Origin of the sequence: Hymenobacter artigasi, assembly GCF_012275535.1 — a bacterium.
GTDB classification, from domain to species: domain Bacteria; phylum Bacteroidota; class Bacteroidia; order Cytophagales; family Hymenobacteraceae; genus Hymenobacter; species Hymenobacter artigasi.
Genome location: NZ_JAAVTK010000021.1, coordinates 1 through 18,300 on the forward strand (window position 1 = coordinate 1; position 18,300 = coordinate 18,300).

Below are 18,300 nucleotides of genomic sequence, written 5' to 3' on the forward strand. Positions count from 1 at the left end.
GCCATCGCCCGCCAGTGCCTGCACCAGCGCATCCCCACCCTGGACGAGCTTACGGCCCACGTCGCCGCTTGCGTGGCCGAGCGGAATGCGGCCCGAGCCACGGTGAAATGGCAATTCACCCTGGAAAAAGCCCGCACCAAACTCAACCGACATTACCAGAAAATTAGGGTAACCAACTCCCCTGACTAAGCACTAGTCTGTTAGGATTCTCCACCCCTCATAACCTAACCGCCACATTTCAGCACCAATGGTAGGTCTCTGCCACATCTTTCCACAACTAACGTTGCCTTAATTCCTGCCGAAATACCGCCTATTGAGGCTGTTCTCATTAATCCCTAACGTGCTTATTTGGTCAGTACCACTGTGGGCAGGGCGGCCAGCACTTCGGTAAGGCCGGTGGCCAGGGCCTGGGTGGCTTCTCGTCGGGCGGCATCGGAGCCGGTTTTACTCTCCAATACCTCCATCCAGGGCACCAGCTGCTCGGCGCCGATGAGCTTGAGCGACGGCCGCAGCTTGTGGGCCACGGCGGCGGCGGCGTGCCAGTCGGAAGCGGCCAGGGCGGTGTGCAGGTCGGCCACACTGCCGGGAGTATTGGTGTGGAAGGAGGCCAGAATCCGGTTGATGAACGTGGTGTTGCCGTGGGCCGTCTGGTGCAGCAGGGCCAGGTCGAATAGCGGTGTGGGCTCGGCTGTGGGTGCGGGTGGGAGCGGGGCGGTTGCTGCGGGCTTCACGTCTACCAGCGGGACGGGCACCCCGGCAATGAGCGAGGCCAGCTTGCTCAGCAGCTCGGCTTCGTCGAAGGGCTTGGGCAGGGTGTCGTTCATGCCGGCGGCGAAGTACTTTTCGGCATCGGCCCGGAAGGCGTTGGCCGTGAGGGCCAGGATGGGCGTGGCTGCCCGCCGGGCATCGGCGTGCGCCCGGATGCGGGCCGTGGCTTCGAGGCCGTTCATGCCGGGCATCTGAATGTCCATCAGCACCACGTCGTAGCGGTTCAGCTCAAATAATTCAAGGGCTTCGATGCCACTGGCGGCCTCGTCCACTACCACGCCGTGAGCTTCGAGCAGCAGCTGGGCCACTTCGCGGTTCACGGCATTATCTTCCACCAGCAGCACCTTGGCGCCGCGCACGGCGGCTTCCTGCACCGGGGCCAGGGGCGACAGGGCCATCTGCCGGGCTTCGGCGCTGGCCTTGGGCAGCGTGACGCGGAAGGCGAAGGAGCTGCCCTTGCCGGACTCGCTTTGCACCGTGAGCTGCCCGCCCATCTGGGCCACCAGGGCCCGGCTGATGCTCAGGCCCAGGCCCGTGCCGCCAAACTGCCGGGTGGTATCGGCATAAGCCTGGGTGAATTCCTGAAAAATGCTGTCCAGCTTATCCGGGGCAATGCCGATGCCGGTATCCGTCACCCGAAACTCGGTGGTGAGGGTGTCATCGGTTTCGCTCACATAGTAGCCGCCTATTGTCACGGTGCCGCCCGCCGGCGTAAACTTGATGGCGTTGGAAACGAGGTTGATGAGTACCTGGTTAAGGCGGTAGGAGTCGCCGAGCACCCAGGGATGGAGGCAGGAGTCCTGCAGGCGCGTGCCCAGCACCCGAATGCCCTTCTCCTGGGCCTGAATGGCCAGCGGCTGGCAGGCACTGGACATCGAGTCGCAGAGGTTGAAGGGGGCTTGCTCCAGCTCCAGGTTGCCGGAGGTGATTTTGGCCATGTCGAGCACGTCGTTCACCACGTTCAGCAAGTGCCGGCCCGAGTGCTGAATGACGGCGGTGTAGTTGCGCTGCTGCTCGTTGAGGCCGGTTTTGGCCAGCAGGCTGGTCATGCCCAGCACGCCGTTGAGGGGCGTGCGGATTTCGTGGCTCATGTTGGCCAGGAAGTTTTCGCGGGCCGTGGCGGCGGCTTCGGCCGCGTGCTGGGCCGCTTTCAGGCTGGTAATGTTGGTGCTCACCCCAAGCACCTGCGTGCCGCCATCGGCCAGCACCATTGGGCAGCGCACGGTTTGCAGCCACAGCAGCTCGCCGTTGGGCATTTTAATGGAAACCTGAATAGTGCCGGGCTCGCCCGTGCGCAGCACTTCCTGGTCGGCCATTACCGAAATCATTATCTCCTCCTTGCTCAGGGCCAGCTCCATGGTTTGGGTGCCGGCCAGCTCGCACATGTGTTGGCGCATGCGCTGCATGCCGGCGTTCTCAAATATGGTATTGCCCTCGGCATCGCGCACCCAAATGAGGTTGGGGTTGAGGTCGAGCACCAGATTGGTGAACGACTGCTGGGCCAGGGCCGTCGCCTCGCTCTGGCGGATGCGCGCCTCGGCCTGGCGCAGGTTGGTAATGTCGAGGCCGTAGCACATCACCTGGTGCAGCACCCCATCCGGCCCAAACACGGGCTGGTAGTAGCACAGCCAGTGGCGGTGGGTGTCGAGGGAGGTATCGGGCCACCGCTCTTCCCAGTTCACGAGGGCGCGGGTTTGCACGGCCCGCTCAAAAAGGCGGTGGCGGCGTACGGCCAGCTCGGCGGGCAGGCCCTTTTTGGCGCAGTGGTCGGCAAAATTGCTGCCGATGCGGGCCTGGCGCTGGGCGGGGTCGGGCTCGGTGTAGGTGTTGAGGTAGCGGTAGCGCTGGTCGGGGTCGAGTACCGTTACCACGGCCGGCAGGTGGGCCATCACCGATTCGTAGAATGCGTATTGCTCCCGCAGGCTTTCCTCGGCTAGCCGCTGCGCCGTGATGTCGGTGAGGTAAAGCATCACCGAGTTGTCTTCCATCATGGGCACCGCCGACAGCAGGAAATGCTGGTTGTTGGCCATGATTTCGCGCTGCTGCATGGCCCCGGCGCGCAGGGCGCTGGTGGTGGCCTGCACCAGCAGCGGCCGCAGCCGCGAGGGCCCCGTAGCTTCCAGCTCGCGGGCCATGTAGCCGGCGGCCGGGTTGGCATACAGCAGCTGGCCCGCGGCGCTCACCCGCAATAGCGGGTTGGGGTTGAGCTCGGGAAGGCGGCTCAGGGCCAGCAAGGCGGGTAGCTGGGCCTCGGCTTTTTCGCGGCGGGCGCGCTCGGCCAGCAGCAGCTCCTGAAGCTCGGCAGGGTCGGTGGGAAGTTCGGTTTTCATTAGCAGAAGCGAAGCGGCGACGTCTGGCAATGTACTGTCGCCCGGACAGGGAGGCCCAATCCTGACTGGAAAGTTACTTCAGACCACTTATTTCGTGCTTCTGATTAGCTATTTCCGAATTATTTATGCATTGATTTATAGCTCCTTGCGCAGCCGGGCAACCGGAATGTTCAGCTGCTCGCGGTACTTGGCCACCGTGCGGCGGGCAATGTTGTAGCCCCGGGCGTTGAGCATTTTCTCCAGCTTGTCGTCGCTCAGGGGCCGCTCCTTGCTCTCCTTGCCGATGAGGTCTTTGAGAATGCTCTTCACCTCGCGGCTGCTGGCATCCTCGCCCGAGTCGGTGGCAATGCCCTCAGAGAAGAAGTATTTCAGCGGATAAATGCCGAACTCTGTCTGAATGGATTTCGAGTTGGCTACCCGGCTCACCGTGGAGATGTCCATGCTAATCATCTGGGCAATGTCCTTCAGAATCATGGGCTTGAGCTTGCTCTCGTCGCCTTCCACAAAGAACTCGCGCTGCAGCTCCACAATGGCATTCATGGTGCGCAGCAGCGTATTCTGCCGCTGCCGGATGGCGTCGATAAACCACTTGGCCGAGTCCAGCTTCTGCTTCACGAAGGTCACGGCCTCCTTCATCTTGGTGTCCTTCTTGGCCGCCTTGTCGTAGGTCCGGAACATCTCGGTGTAGGCCGGGCTCACGCGCAGCTCGGGGGCGTTGCGGGCATTCAGGGTCAGGTTGAAGCTGCCGTTGTCGTTGGTCAGAATGAAGTCCGGCATCAGGTACTGCGTCTTGCCCAGGCCGCTGGGGCCGCTGCCGCCCGGCTTGGGGTTCAGCTTCAGAATCACATTGATGGCCTCCTTCAGCTCGTCCTCCTCCAGGTCCAGCTTTTGCTGAATGCGGGCGTAGTGCTTCTTGCTGAACTCCTCAAACGTGTCGGTCAGTATCCGCTCGGCGTTCACGGTGTTTTCGTCCTGCGGGCGGCGCTCCAGCTGCAGCAGCAGGCATTCGGGCAGGTCGCGGGCGCCAATGCCGGGCGGGTCGAAGCCGTGCACCACGCGCAGCACGGCCTCAATCTCAGCCACGGTCACTTCCAGGTTCTGCGAAAAAGCCAGGTCGTTGGCAATGGCCGAGAGGTCGCGCCGGATGTAGCCGTCGCCGTCAATCGAGCCGATGAGCTGCTGGCCGATGGCCTCCTGGCGTTCGTCCAAATCGGCAAAGTGCAGCTGGTCGAGCAGCGAATCCAGGAGCGAGCCGCTGGTGTCGGCCAGTGGGGTGTCGCGCTCCTCCTCCTCGCCGGGGCCGTCGCCCTGCATCTTGTAGCCGGCTATTTCATCGTCGTTGAGGTAGTCGCTCAGGTCGAGGTCGGTGTTGTCGGCGGCGGTTTCGCTGTCCACGGGGCCTTCGTCCTTAGGCTGAATTTCGGGCTCGGGCATTTCGTCGGCCATTTCCGATTCGCTGCCGCTGCGGTCGTCAAAGTCCTCATCCAGCGTGTTTTCGTCGTTGTCGAGGCTGGCGTCCGGGTCGTCCGAATCGTCGCTATCATCGTCGTCGCGCTCCATTTCTTCGGAGTCGTCGGGCTCGTCCTCTTCCAGGGCCGGGTTCACCTCCATTTCCTCCTTGATGCGCGTCTCCAGCTCCGCCGTAGGAATCTGCAGCAGCTTGATAAACTGAATCTGCTGCGGGCTAAGCTTTTGGGAAAGGAGCTGTTTTAGGTCGAGGCGTTGCATAATGACGAAAGTACGGAAAGGCGGGGGCGGAGGTCGGGTTTACTAAACTTTGGCATGAAAAGTTGGTGTACCGCAAGCTTTAGCCGAAGTACCGTAAGCTTTAGCTTGCGATGAGCGCAGCGAATAATGTCGGCCGCACCGTTCAACGATTTCACTCGCTACGCTCGTCGCAAGCTAAAGCTTACGGTACTTCGGCCAAAGCTTGCGATAGTTCTACTAAAGCTTACGGTACATTCCTACCTTTGCCCTCTTACACTCCGCTCCCCCCGCAAGTTATGTCCCTCAAACGGTCCACCGTCAAAGAGCTCCTGGCCAGCCAGGACCTCGACCGCGAAGTCCTGGTTAAAGGCTGGGTTCGCTCCCGCCGCGGCAACAAGTACGTGCAGTTCATCATCGTGAACGACGGCTCCACCATCCACACCATTCAGGCCGTGGCTGCCGCCGAGAATTTCCCCGAGGAAACCCTCAAGGATGTGGGCAACGGCGCGGCCGTGGCCATTCGCGGCACGCTGGTGGCCTCGCAGGGCAAGGGCCAGGCCGTGGAGATTCAGGCCACCGAAGTCATCGTGCTGGGCGCGGCCGATGCCGAAGCCTACCCGCTGCAGAAGAAAGCCACGTCGCTGGAGCACCTGCGCGACATCGCCCATCTGCGCCCCCGCACCAACACGTTTGGCGCGGTGCTGCGCATCCGGCACGCGCTGGCCTTCGCCGTGCACCAGTATTTCAACGACCACGGCTTCTACTACGTCCACACGCCCATCATCACCGGCTCCGACGCCGAGGGCGCGGGCCAGATGTTCCGCGTGACCACCCTATCGGCCGACAAGCCGCCGCTGGCCGAGGACGGCTCTGTGGACTACACCCAGGACTTCTTCGGCAAGCAGACCAACCTCACCGTCTCGGGTCAGCTCGAAGGCGAATTGGCTGCCATGGCGCTGGGCAGTATCTACACCTTCGGCCCCACGTTCCGGGCCGAAAACTCCAACACCGCCCGCCACCTGGCCGAGTTCTGGATGATTGAGCCCGAAGTGGCCTTCAACGAGCTCGAAGAAAACATGGACCTGGCCGAGGATTTCCTCCAAAGCCTGGTGAAATATGCCCTGGCCAACTGCGCCGATGACCTCGCCTTCCTCAACGAGCAATACGACAAGGAGCTGCTCGCCCGCCTGCATTCCGTGGCCGACAACGCCTTCCAGCGCCTCACCTACACCGAGGCCGTGGAAATCCTGAAATCAGCCAAGCAGAAGTTCGAATTCCCCGTCGATTGGGGTACCGATTTGCAGTCCGAGCACGAGCGTTACCTGGTCGAGAAGCACTTCAAGAAGCCCGTCATCCTCACCAACTATCCGAAGGAAATCAAGGCCTTCTACATGAAGCTGGACGACGACGGCCGCACCGTGCGCGCCATGGACGTGCTGTTTCCCGGCATCGGCGAAATCATCGGCGGCTCGCAGCGCGAGGAGGATTACACCAAGCTCACCACCCGCATGGCCGAGATGAACGTGCCCGCCCACGACCTCGACTGGTACCTCGACACCCGCCGCTTCGGCACCGCGCCGCACGCCGGCTTCGGCCTGGGCTTCGAGCGCCTGGTGCTGTTCGTGACGGGCATGAGCAATATCCGCGACGTGATTCCTTTCCCACGCTACCCCAAGAACGCGGCGTTTTAAGTCAACAAAAAAGGCCTCCATGTGAGGCCTTTTTTGTTGAAGAATAGTCGTGTTCCGGAAGCTTATCACGAGCTTGAGATTCGTGTACCAGCGCTCAGCCTGCAAGTTGCCTTACTGCAAGTGTTGGCGGTCGAAGAGTGCGTGAGCCTGCTGGCGGCTGCGTTGGATAAGTCCTTCCAGGTCCTTGGTTTGCTCTTCCCAGGTAGCTTGGCTGGTCAGCTTTTCCGCCAGTTTGTCGATGGCCGTTTGGTCGGCAGCGGTGAGTGGGTGGTAGAGGTGGTAAACTTGTTCGGTGAAGCCGAACTCGTTCTCGGCCAGGTTGTGCTCGGTAAGTACCAGCACGACGAAGCGGCGCGATTCCAGCTGCTGCCGCAGGTTCAGGTCAGCTACTTTCTGGCCGGTGTCGTGGTACACGCTGTCGGGTAGATGGACGGCATTGTTGTAGTACCAAAAGCGGGTGTCCTCGGCAAATTCACGCTGCATATACGGGCTGAACAGCATCAGGCCCCAGGTAAAGCTGTCGCCTACGAACAGTGCCGACGGCCGCATCTGGCCTGGCCCGGGCGGGGCAAAAGCCAGCTGCCGGTAGGCCAGCGGCGTGGCCGCCGGCAGCCACATCAGGTTCATGAGCCAGCTCAGGTCGTTGTCGGTGCCGCGCAGCGAGTCGGCCGTGTGCACAATGCGCGGCGGGCCCACGGTGCGCACCAACGGAAAGCGCAGCTGGCCCAGCTGCTCCAGGCATCGGAGCAGCGTATCGGCGGCCAGGGTGGCCCCATAGCCGCTCCAATGTGCGCCAGCGCTCGGGAAAAGCGGGTACGGCCGGGTGCTTTTCCAATGCGCGAATACCGGAACGAAATTGAGCAGGGCCACGCTGTCGGCTTGCAGCGCGGCAGTAAAGCGGGTGTAATTGGTCGGCGTGCCCGGCGCCGGACGTTGGGCGGGCGGCAGGTTTTCGGGGTAGAGGCGGGCTTTGCCGGGGGCCAGCACGAACAGAAACTGGACCCCATGCTGGCGCAGCGCCCGTTGCACCGCCCGCAGCCGCCGCACCCGAAACCGCACCTCGGCGGCCGGAAGGCAGTCGTGCCCCGCATAGCTGGCCACGGCGCTGGGCTGAAACAGCATGTTGTGCTGGCCCACGAGAATTTCGCGCGATTCCAGGGTCCGAAACAGCGAGAATTTCAGTTGGTTGCGCAGCCGCACGAGGTAGGCGCGGAACCCAAGCTGTTCTTCCATGTACTGCTCCAGCGCCGGCTGATACGTGTTTGCCCGTAGGCTGTCCCAGGTCAGCGTGGGGCGCGCCACCTCCGCAAAGGCCCCGTGCAGGCCAGCTTCCTTGGAGAAATGAAACCGGCCCTGTAGTACTGGCACCAGCACCATTGCCAGGAAAAAAACCAGCAAAAACCGTTTGGCAAAAAGGGTCACAGTGACAGGAGGAAAAGAATTGGCCACCAGGCAGGCAACCTAAAATCGGAAATAAATAAACGGGTTAAACGAGTTGCTCACCACGTAGCTCAGGCTGATGACCAGCAGCACGGCCGAGCATACGGCCAGCCCCAGTGCCCCCCGCAGGGTGAAATGCCCCCGCGCCAGCAGGCCCACCTCCCAGCGCTCGACGGCCGGCCACGCCGCCACCGCGCAGCTACCAGCGGCCAGCAATAGGGTGAACCAGAATTCGCCGCTGAAATACAGTTCCTTAGCCGCTGTCCGCAATCTAAGCATCGCGTGCAGGTAGCGCCCGGCCGCATGCAGAGAGTCGGCCCGAAACAGCACCCACCCAACCACCGTGATGAGGAAAGTAGGCACCATGCTCAAAGGGCCAAGGGGCCGATAAAGCCGCAGCAGAAACAGCCGGTCCAGAATCAGAAACAAGCCGTGATAGGCTCCCCAGGCAATAAAATTCCAGGCCGCGCCGTGCCATAAGCCCGACAGAATGAAGACCGTGCCGAGGTTGACGTAGAGCCGGCTGGGCGAAACGCGGTTGCCACCCAGCGGAATGTAGAGGTAGTCGCGCATCCAGCGGCCCAGCGTGATGTGCCAGCGCTGCCAAAACTCGGTGATGGAGCGTGACACATACGGGTTGTTGAAATTCTCGGGAAACTGAAAACCCATCATGCGGCCCAGGCCAATGGCCATATCGGAGTAGCCCGAGAAATCGAAATAAATCTGGAAGGTGTAGGCCAGCGCGCCCAGCCAGGCCTGCGCGGCTCCCAGCGCCTCGGGGGCCATGTGGAAAATCTGGTCGGCCTGCTCGCCCAGCACGTTGGCAATGAGGACCTTTTTGGCCAGACCGATGACGAAGCGAAACAGGCCCGCCAGCTTCTGGTCCACGGTGTCGAAGGCGCTGCGGTCGGTGAGCTGCCCGGCAATTTCGTGGAAGCGGACAATGGGCCCGGCAATCATTTTCGGGAACAGCATGATGTAGAGCATGAAGTCCCAGAAGGACTTCAGCGGCTTGTTCACGCCCCGGTACACGTCGACGGTATAGGTGAGCTTTTCGAAGGTGAAGAAAGAGATGCCAATGGGCAGCACCACCTTTTCCCAGGTTAGTTCCGGCCCGCCGAAGTAGCTGCGTACGGCACTGGCGTTATCCAAGAAGAAGTTGGCGTATTTGAAGTAAAACAGCATTCCAACGTTGAGAAGGATGCTTATTATCAGGAAAATGCGCTGTTTCCAACGGTCAGGCGTGGCATCCATGTAGCGGATGAGCACGAAGTTGACGCCAACCGAGCCCACAAACAACGCCAGGAACTGGAGGCCACCCCAGGCATAGAATAGCAGGCTGGCCAACAGAGCCACCGCGTTTTTGAGGTGTTTGGGCACTGCGTAGTAGAGCAGTAGAAAGCCGGGTAGAAAGTAGAAGAGAAACAGCGTACTGCTAAAAACCATCGTGCAGAAAAAGGAAGGCCAGGTTCGGACATTTAAAGGTAGGTAGCGGATAAGAGTGCCCAACCAAACGGCCCGTGTGCGCGTTGCTAATAAGCACCACACTCCGCTCCGTATGCTCCCCGAAATTAACCTCACCGACTCCGCCAGTCTACCCGAAGGCGGCCTCAAATCCTTCCCCACGCCCAATGAAGGCTCGGCGGTACTGCTCACCCGGCAGCAGGGCCAGGTGCACGCCTTTGCCGCGCACTGCCCGCACTACGGCGCGCCGCTGGAGAAGGGCCGGGTAATGGGAGGGAAGCTGATTTGCCCCTGGCACCACGCCTGTTTCAAGCTCGATAGCGGCCACCTCTGCGAGCCGCCCGCCCTCGACGACCTGCCCACCTTCGCCGTGCGCGAGGCCAATGGCCGCATCTGGGTGCAGCTGCCCGAAAACCCGCCCGCCAGCACCGAGAAGCCCGATGCTACCCCCACGGCCGAAGTAGGCGGTGAGCCACTCCCCGCGCCCGCCAAAGCGCCCGCCGATGCCCGCACGTTCGTCATCATTGGCGGCGGCGCAGCCGGCCAGTTCGCGGCCCAGACGCTGCGCCGCGATGGTTTCGAAGGCCGCTTAGTCATGGCATCGGCCGATGAGGCCGCGCCTTACGACCGCACCAAGCTCAGCAAAGCCTACCTGGCCGGCAAGGCGAAACCAGCGGCGCTCCCGCTGCGCGAGCCGGATTTTTATAAGGTACAACGCATCGAGCTGCTGACCGATACCCGCGCCACCAGCCTCGACCTGAGCAAGCAGGAAATCCACTTCGAAAACCACCCGCCGCTGCGCTACGACCAGCTGCTGCTGGCCCTCGGCGGCACGCCCAACACGCTGCCCAAGCTGCCGGGCTACGACCTGCCCGGCGTGCACACTCTCCGCACCCAGGCCGACGCGGCTGCCATCCTGGAAGCCACGAAAGAGGCCAAGCAGGTGGTGGTTATCGGCTCCAGCTTTATTGGGATGGAAGCCGCGAGCAGCCTCATCAGCGAAACGCGGCAGGTGACCGTGATAGCGCAGGAGAAAGTGCCGTTTGAGCGGGTGCTGGGGCTGGAAATCGGGCAGATGTTTCGCCGGCTGCACGAGGAGAAAGGCGTGCAGTTTGAAATTGAAGCCGAAGTAACGGCCCTGCTGGGCGAAGGCGGGCACGTAAGCGGCGTGCAGCTGAAATCGGGCAAAACCCTGCCTGCCGAGGCCGTGGTGCTGGGTGTGGGCGTGCGCCCGGCCACCGAATTTCTCAAAAATATTTTCGACCTGGGAAAAGACGGCAGCGTGCCCGTCGATGCACAGTTACGCGCCGCCGAAAACGTGTACGCCGCCGGTGATATCGCCCGCTTCCCGCTGGCGCCCGGTGGCGCGCCCACCCGCATCGAGCACTGGCGGCTGGCCCAGCAGCACGGCCATACTGCCGCTCGCAACATGCTGGGCCGGCAGGAAGCATTCACCGCCGCGCCGTTTTTCTGGACGCAGCAGTTTGGCAAGAGCCTACGCTACGCTGGCCACGCCGAGCAGTGGGAAGAAATCATCTACCACGGCGAAGTAGCGCAGCAGGATTTCCTGGCGTTTTACGTGCAGGCGGGCCGCGTTGCGGCCGTAGCCGGCATGGGCCGCGATACGGCTATGATTTACATCACCGAGCTGCTGGGCAAGAATAAAATGCCTGACCCGGCCAGCATCAGCCCCGAAACCGACTGGGCAACGCTGGCCGAAAACGCGGAATAAACCCGGGCGCTCAACGAGAAAAGGCTGCCCATACGGGCAGCCTTTTCTAAATCTGGAGCCGTTGCTCCGGTCCGACCGCCCCAGGCGGTCTGACCGGTTTTCGGCAGAACAAAATCGTGCTCACTTCAACCGGTCAGACCGCCTAGGGCGGTCAGACCGGAGCAAGGGCCTACCGTTTGATAGCCGTTAAATAAACTCGGGCACGGACAAGCCATATGGGCATCACGTTCGTTTAGTCGCGGTCGTGGCCCCTGCCATGACCGTTGCCGTTGCCACGGCCGTTGCCGTTGCCGCGGTCATCATGCCGGCCTTCGCGGTAGCCTTCCCGATAGAGTTTTTTGGCCTGGCCGGGGGGCAGGCCGCGCTGGGGGCGCACAATTACGGGGCGGGGTTGCACCACTACCACGCGGCGGGGGTAGCGCTCGCGGTGCGCGCCCACGTACACCCAAGGCTGACGGCCCCGATAGTCGAGTACCACGGGGTGGAACTGGTAGGGGTCGTAGCCATCAATTACGGCCAGCGGTACCCACTGGCCATTGCGGAACACGATGTACTGCTGGGCGTAGAGGTCGTAGTACCCGTCAATTTCGGGGATGTAGTAGAACTGGGTGCCCTGCGGCACGGCCGGGCCCCAAGCGGGGCGCCCCACGTTTACATTAACATTTACCTGGGCCTGAGCAGGAGTGGGAGTTGCGAAAACAGCAAAAGCACCGAAAGCAAGCGCAAGAAACGGCTGATGGTATTTCATAGCGGAAAAAGGGAAAATGAAAAAGATGGTCCGGGGTTAGCCAGACCGTCTTCCTAATGCAAACCAGACTTACAAACATAAAAGAGCCTCTTTTCTGACCATCAGAGAAGCGCTTTTTTATTAAAAAATGCCCTGGCCAGTGGCAAAGGGCCGGCAGGGCTAGTGCTTGCCTTTGCCGTGGCCTTTGCCTTCGTGCTCGTACTCGTGTTTGTCGTGCTTGTCCTTTTTGCCGTGTTCTTCCACGTAATAAGTGCCACCGACGGGCACCAGGACAGTGCCTTTTTTCAGCTTCTTGGCCTTGCCGTAGGGGTTGCCGTGCTTGGGGTATTTTACCTTGTACTCCTCGTAGCGCACCCAGGGCTGCGCACCCACGTAATCGACCACCACGGGATGAAAGTTGCCGGTGTTATAGCCGCTTAGCGTGGCCGTCCGAACCCATTTACCATTGCGTGATACCACGTACTGGCGGGCCGGTACATCGTAGAAACCATTGGTTTCGGGAATGTAGTAATACTGAGCGCCCTGCGGCACGGCCGGGCCCCAGCTGGGCGGCGTGATGTTGATATTAATCTGAGCGTGCGCCTCGGGGGTGACCGCAAGGGCAGCCCCGCCAAGCAGTACGGTGCACAATAGGGTGGGAAACAATTTCATGGGGGTGTGGGATTGGTTGAAAACAAGAGTGCCCGGTGCCGTACAGGCAACACCGGATGGCCCTTACCGGGTTTAACCCAAGTGGGTTGGTACGGGCTGAATTTGAAATTTAATCTCGGCCGTGGCCCCGGCCGCCACCTTGGTTGCCGCCATTGCTGCGTCCGCCGCCGTCATTGCCGCGCCCGCCGCCGTTGTTACCGCCGCCCTGGCCGGGATTGTAGCCCCCGCCCCCTTGCTGGGGCTGTTGCGTGGGCTGCTGGGGCATCGGATTGGTGCGCGGGGTATTGTTGGTGCGCGGGGTATTGTTGCCGCCGGAGTACTGGCCGCGGTTGTCACGGTCGTTGCCCCGATTGTCGTTGCCCCAACGGCCGCCTCGGTCATCGTGGTCGTTGCCCCGATTGTTATTGCCCCGGTAGCCGCCCCGGTCGTCGCGGTCGCGGTCGCCGTAGTTGCGGCCGTTGGAGTAGCCGCCACGGGTGTCGTAGCGGGGGCGGCCGTAGCTATTGCCGTAGCCGTAGCCGCCGTTGTAGTAGCCCCGGCTAGGGCCATAGTTACGGTAGGGCCGGTAGGCGTAGCGCTGGCGGTAGTAATCAACCCGCAGCCAGGGCTGGGCCCCGCGATAGTCCACGATGACGGGGTGAAACTGGTAGGGGTCGTAGCCATAAAGCTGCGGCAGCGGCACCCAATAGCCATCCTGAAACACGATGTACTGTTGGTTGTAGAGGTCGTAGTAGCCGTCGATTTCGGGGATGTAGTAATACTGCGTGCCGTAGGGAACCTGCGGCCCCCAGGCCGGGGTGCCAATATTAATATTCACCCCCACCTGGGCCTGCGCGGCCGGGGCCGCAAACAGCGCAAACGCGCCCACCAGGGCCGCGCCAATAAATTTTGCGAGGGGTTTCATGATAAGGAACTGATAAAAAGTGAGCTGGCCTCCTAACGGTGCCGCCACCTTATTAGATGCAAGCCAAGTGCCAGAGTGCCCGGCCAACCGTTGGTTGGGCCAAAACATTCGCCCAAATGCCTAAAAACAACGCCTATTTATTTTCCGTGGGATTGCCGGGGACAAATACCCCCCGTTTGGGGTTGTACCCCGACGCCCGGCGGCGTCAGTCCTCGTCTTATCTCGTTGCCCGGACTAGCTATCGGGCGGCGCTTTCCGTACTTTTGCGAACTTATTCGCTGCGTTTCTGAATGGCCAAAAAATCCACTGCTACCCCGGTTGCCAAAGCTCCTAAAGCCCCGGCCGCCGCTAAGAAAAAACCGGTTGCCAATGGCGCAGCCGTGGCGGCCGAAATGGCAGCTGCCGTGCGTGATATTGCCGAAATCCCAGCGGCCGGCCCCGTTACCGGGCACGTCCACGGTCAGCTCAATGGCCATAGCCCCGCCTCGCAGCACCTGGAAGCCCAGTACATTGAGGTATACGGCGCGCGCGAGCACAACCTGAAGAATGTGACGGTCAAGATTCCGCGCAATCGGCTGGTGGTGTTCACGGGCATTTCGGGCTCGGGCAAGAGCAGCCTGGCCTTCGATACCATTTATGCTGAGGGGCAGCGGCGCTATATGGAAACGTTTTCGGCCTATGCCCGCTCGTTTATGGGCGGGCTGGAGCGGCCCGACGTGGACAAGATTGAGGGCCTGTCGCCGGTTATCAGCATCGAGCAGAAAACCACCTCGCGCAACCCGCGCTCCACGGTGGGTACCATCACCGAAATCTATGATTTCCTGCGCCTGCTGTACGCCCGCACCGCCGAGGCCTTCAGCTACGCCACCGGCGAGAAGATGATTCGGCAGAGCGACGACCAGATTATCAACTTCCTCCTCAAGCACTTCGACGGCAAAAAGCTGGTGGTGCTGGCCCCCGTGGTGAAGGGCCGCAAGGGCCACTACCGCGAAGATTTTCAGAAGATTGCCAAGCTGGGCTTCACCAAGGTGCGCGTCGATGGCGAAATCCTCGACATCACGCCCAAGATGCAGGTGGACCGCTACAAGATTCACGACATCGAAATCGTGATTGACCGGCTGCTGGTGAAGGAGGAGGACCGGTTCCGTCTCTCGGGCTCGGTACAGAATGCCCTCACGCACGGCAAAGGCACCATGCTGGTGCTCGACCCCGACGCCAAAAAAGCCGCGCCGCAGTTCTTCTCGCGCTTCCTGATGGACCCCGCCACTGGCATCGCCTACGACGACCCGGCGCCAAATACCTTTTCCTTCAACTCGCCCTACGGGGCCTGCCCCACCTGCAACGGCTTGGGCGAGGTGCAGGAAATTACGGAAGAAGCGGTATTGCCCGACCGCAAGCTGAGCATCAGCCGGGGCGGCATCGCGCCGCTGGGCGAGTACCGCGACATCTGGATTTTCCAGCAGCTCCAGCTCATTCTCAAGAAGAACAAGGCCACACTGAACACGCCCATCGAAAAGATGCCGGAGGAACTGCTCAAGGCCCTGCTCCACGGCATCTCGGAAGACGAGGCCGACAGCGGCAAGGGCCTGTACAACGAGGTGTTCGAGGGCATTATCCCCTTCCTGCGCCGGCAGATGGACTCGGAATCGGACAACATCCGGGAGTGGATTGCGCAGTACGCGCAGGCCCAGCCCTGCCCCGAGTGCCAGGGCTACCGCCTCAAAAAGGAAAGCCTGCACTTCAAGATGGACGGCAAGCACATCGGCGAGCTGTCAGTGATGGATTTGAACGACCTGGCCGATTGGTTCGAGGGCCTGGAAAGTCGGCTGAGCGAGCGCCAGAACGTGATTGCCCGCGAGTTGCTCAAGGAAATCCGCAAGCGCATCGGTTTCCTGCTCGAAGTGGGCCTGGACTACCTGAACCTGCACCGCCCGGTGCGCACGCTGAGCGGCGGCGAAAGCCAGCGAATCCGCCTCGCCACCCAGATTGGCACCCAGCTCGTGGGCGTGCTCTACATCATGGACGAGCCCAGCATCGGCCTGCACCAGCGCGACAACGAGCGGCTCATTAAGGCCCTGCAGCACCTGCGCGACATTGGCAACTCCGTCATTGTGGTGGAGCACGACAAGGACATGATTCTGCACGCCGACCACGTGCTCGATATCGGTCCCGGCGCGGGTATTCACGGCGGCCACATTGTGGCCTCGGGCACGCCGCAGGAGATTTTTAACTCCGGCTCGCTCACCTCGCAGTACCTCAGCGGTCAGAAGCATATTGAGATGCAAAAGAAGAAGCGCAAGGGCGAAGGCGTGGATTTGGTGTTGAAAGGCGCAAAGGGCAACAACCTCAAAAACGTGACCCTGAAGGTGCCGCTGGGCAAGCTGGTGGCCGTGACGGGCGTATCCGGCTCGGGCAAATCCACGCTCATCCACGACACGCTGTACCCCATTCTCAACCAGCATTTCTTCAACGCCAAGCGCGAGCCGCTGGCTTATAGCGGCATCGAAGGACTGGAGTTTATTGATAAGGTGATTGAGGTGGACCAGTCGCCTATTGGCCGTACGCCGCGCTCGAACCCAGCCACCTACACCGGCGTGTTCACCGAAATCCGCCAGCTGTTTGGCGAGATGGCGGAGGCCAAAATCCGGGGCTACGGGCCGGGGCGCTTCTCCTTCAACGTGAAGGGCGGGCGTTGCGAAACCTGCGAGGGGGCCGGTATCCGCACCATCGAGATGAACTTCCTGCCCGATGTGCACGTGCCCTGCGAAACCTGCAAAGGCCGCCGCTACAACCGCGAAACGCTGGAGGTCCGCTTCAAAGGCAAGTCCATCACCGACATTCTCGACATGACTGTGGAGAAGGCCGTGGAGTTCTTCGAGTACCAGCCCCGCATCCTGCGCAAAATCAAGACCCTGAACGAAGTAGGCCTCGGCTACCTCACGCTGGGCCAGCAGGCCACCACGCTAAGCGGCGGCGAGGCCCAGCGCGTAAAGCTGGCCACCGAGCTCAGCAAAAAGGACACCGGCAAAACCTTCTACATCCTCGACGAGCCCACCACCGGCCTGCACTTCGAAGACATCAATCACCTCGCCGACGTGCTCCAGAAGCTGGCCGACAAGGGCAACACCGTCCTCATCATCGAGCACAACCTCGACCTGATAAAAGTGGCCGACCACGTCATCGACATCGGCCCCGAAGGCGGCGCGGCAGGCGGCATGATAGTCGCGCAGGGCACACCCGAGCAGGTGGCAAAGGCCGGTAAGGGCCACACCGCCCGCTTCCTGGCCGAGGAGCTGAAAACGAGCAAATACGCCACGGCATAAACTGCTGAAGCGTCTTAAAAAACCGAAAAGCGGCGGCCCTATCTGATTATGATGGGGCCGCCGCTTTCCGGTTTTCAGCGTTGGGAGACTGGATTATTTCCGCTCGTCGGCGCGCTTATACAGCTCCTCGGTTTGTTGCAGGTGGGCGCGCAGGTTGGGCAGGGCCTGGGCCGCAAAGGCGCGTAGCTCGGCGTTGCTGAGCTGCGTGGCGGCGGCGGCGTAGCGCTGCACGTCGCGCTCGTGGGCGTCTTTCAGGCTGCGCAGGTACTTCTTGTCGAAGCCGAAGTATTTGCGGTCGTCCACGTCGTTGTAGTGGTCGCGGTCGTCGTCGCTCATCATCCTGGGCAGGGTAATATTGGCGCGGCCGGCAATGGCTTCCAGCTCCTGGTCCATTTTGGTGTGCTCGGTTTCAATGGTTTTGGCCCATTCCTTCACCTCCAACGCAATGGCCTTCTGCTGGGCCAGCTTGCTGATGGCTACTTCGAGCTGGTTGCTGCTGGAAGCGGCTACCGCGAAACCGGCATCGTAGTCGAGCTTTTTCTTGATTTGTTCGGGCGTTTCGATGGCGGCGGCCACGGTTTCGTTGCGGCGCTCGTTGGCTTGGTTGGCCTGCTGCACGGCATCCTGCGAGCCGGTGCAGGCAGATAAACCGCTGGCTATTAAAAATAATAAAAGTGCGTTGAGTCGATTTTTCATGGAATTCACGTTTGTGTACTGCGCAGCTTGCGCTTGGAAGCCAATCAATTGAAAAGCTCCCTCTTACTTACGCGTCTTAACTAAAATGGATAAAAAAACCGCTGCAGGAGCGGTTCTTTTATGGCATATTGGTGCAGAGGCCGGCTGTGCGGGCGGCTGGGGCCTACATCTTCATATCATTGCCTTTCTGCGCCATAGCCAAGTGCTGCTGAACTACGGGCAGCGTTTTGTCGATGAAGCCCTTCAGGTCGGCATCGTTGGTCATTTTTGCGTGGGCCATCATCGTATTAGCCGTTTTCTGGTGGTCAGCCTGCATCTGAGCCAGGTACTTGGACTCGAATTCTTTGCCCGACAATTTCTCCATTGCGGGCACCATGGCCTTGTGCTCGGCGTCCATGTCGGTGGGTAGCGTCACGCCTTTTTTAGCGGCAATAACCTTCAGGTCGGCCGTCGATTTGGCATGGTCAGTAATCATCTTGTTGGCCATTTCCTTGGCCATGCCGGTCACGCCCTTGGCCAGCGCCATTTTGCTTTGCTGAATCTCGTTTTGGTCGCTGTGTGCGGCCGTCATCATGAATTCGTTGTCGTCTTTGTGGGGGCCGGTAGGGCCGTTGGCATCGCCCATGGCGGTGTTGCCGTTGCTCATGGCACTGCCGTCGCCCGCCATGGCTCCGGTCGTATCGGCCCCAGCGGCCGGGGTGTTGGCCATATTGCTGTCGGTAGCCGTGCCGTTGTCGGCCGTTTTATTGGCATCGCCGCAGGATGTGAGGGCAAGCAGGCCCGCAGCCAGCAGTGGAAGGAAGGTGGATTTCATACGGTTGAAAGGAGAGTAAGTGAGGTGGAAAA

General features: G+C 61.1%; 12 protein-coding genes and 1 pseudogene. 4 read left to right on the forward strand and 9 right to left on the reverse strand.

Going from position 1 to position 18,300, the window contains the following annotated elements:
- Positions 1–189: pseudogene (locus HBN54_RS21180) on the forward strand (IS630-like element ISMth1 family transposase); the annotation flags it as partial.
- Between the two features lie 155 nt (positions 190–344).
- Here HBN54_RS21180 and HBN54_RS21185 read toward each other — a convergent pair.
- Both HBN54_RS21185 and rpoN read right to left on the reverse strand, forming a co-directional pair.
- Positions 345–3,098 (reverse strand): response regulator, encoded by a 2,754-nt coding sequence (locus HBN54_RS21185; RefSeq protein ID WP_168675239.1) that lies wholly within the window; start codon positions 3,096–3,098, stop codon positions 345–347.
- Positions 3,099–3,233: 135 nt separating this feature from the next.
- A complete protein-coding gene (gene rpoN, locus HBN54_RS21190) occupies positions 3,234–4,826 on the reverse strand; it encodes an RNA polymerase factor sigma-54 (RefSeq protein ID WP_168675240.1) in 1,593 nt (530 codons plus the stop codon).
- A 275-nt stretch (positions 4,827–5,101) separates the two neighbouring features.
- Between rpoN and asnS the strand changes: the two genes are divergently transcribed.
- On the forward strand, positions 5,102–6,496 hold the full coding sequence (asnS, locus tag HBN54_RS21195) for an asparagine--tRNA ligase (RefSeq protein ID WP_168675241.1): 1,395 nt from the start codon (positions 5,102–5,104) through the stop codon (positions 6,494–6,496).
- A gap of 111 nt (positions 6,497–6,607) precedes the next feature.
- On the opposite strand, the gene HBN54_RS21200 is transcribed toward asnS, so the two are convergent.
- Entirely contained in the window at positions 6,608–7,918 is a 1,311-nt protein-coding gene (locus HBN54_RS21200) for an alginate O-acetyltransferase AlgX-related protein (protein ID WP_168675242.1), read from the reverse strand.
- 39 nt (positions 7,919–7,957) lie between these two features.
- On the reverse strand, positions 7,958–9,382 hold the full coding sequence (locus HBN54_RS21205) for an MBOAT family O-acyltransferase (protein WP_168675243.1): 1,425 nt from the start codon (positions 9,380–9,382) through the stop codon (positions 7,958–7,960).
- Between the two features lie 112 nt (positions 9,383–9,494).
- Here HBN54_RS21205 and HBN54_RS21210 point away from each other — a divergent pair, with 112 nt between their 5' ends.
- Positions 9,495–11,132, forward strand: coding sequence for an FAD-dependent oxidoreductase (locus HBN54_RS21210; RefSeq protein ID WP_168675244.1), 1,638 nt, complete (start codon positions 9,495–9,497; stop codon positions 11,130–11,132).
- A gap of 232 nt (positions 11,133–11,364) precedes the next feature.
- Here the strand turns inward: HBN54_RS21210 and HBN54_RS21215 are convergent, their stop codons facing one another.
- From HBN54_RS21215 to HBN54_RS21225, 3 genes are all read right to left on the reverse strand, one after another.
- Positions 11,365–11,880: a hypothetical protein gene (locus tag HBN54_RS21215; RefSeq protein WP_168675245.1), complete on the reverse strand. Its 516-nt coding sequence runs from the start codon at positions 11,878–11,880 to the stop codon at positions 11,365–11,367.
- A gap of 159 nt (positions 11,881–12,039) precedes the next feature.
- On the reverse strand, positions 12,040–12,531 hold the full coding sequence (locus tag HBN54_RS21220) for a hypothetical protein (RefSeq protein ID WP_168675246.1): 492 nt from the start codon (positions 12,529–12,531) through the stop codon (positions 12,040–12,042).
- A 109-nt stretch (positions 12,532–12,640) separates the two neighbouring features.
- Entirely contained in the window at positions 12,641–13,435 is a 795-nt protein-coding gene (locus tag HBN54_RS21225) for a hypothetical protein (RefSeq protein WP_168675247.1), read from the reverse strand.
- A gap of 290 nt (positions 13,436–13,725) precedes the next feature.
- Between HBN54_RS21225 and uvrA the strand changes: the two genes are divergently transcribed.
- Positions 13,726–16,758, forward strand: coding sequence for an excinuclease ABC subunit UvrA (uvrA, locus tag HBN54_RS21230; protein WP_235955649.1), 3,033 nt, complete (start codon positions 13,726–13,728; stop codon positions 16,756–16,758).
- A gap of 93 nt (positions 16,759–16,851) precedes the next feature.
- On the opposite strand, the gene HBN54_RS21235 is transcribed toward uvrA, so the two are convergent.
- A complete protein-coding gene (locus HBN54_RS21235; protein ID WP_168675248.1) occupies positions 16,852–17,454 on the reverse strand; it encodes a DUF4142 domain-containing protein in 603 nt (200 codons plus the stop codon).
- 163 nt (positions 17,455–17,617) lie between these two features.
- Positions 17,618–18,268, reverse strand: a complete 651-nt coding sequence (locus tag HBN54_RS21240; protein ID WP_168675249.1) for a DUF4142 domain-containing protein — start codon at positions 18,266–18,268, stop codon at positions 17,618–17,620.
- Positions 18,269–18,300: the final 32 nt, after the last annotated feature.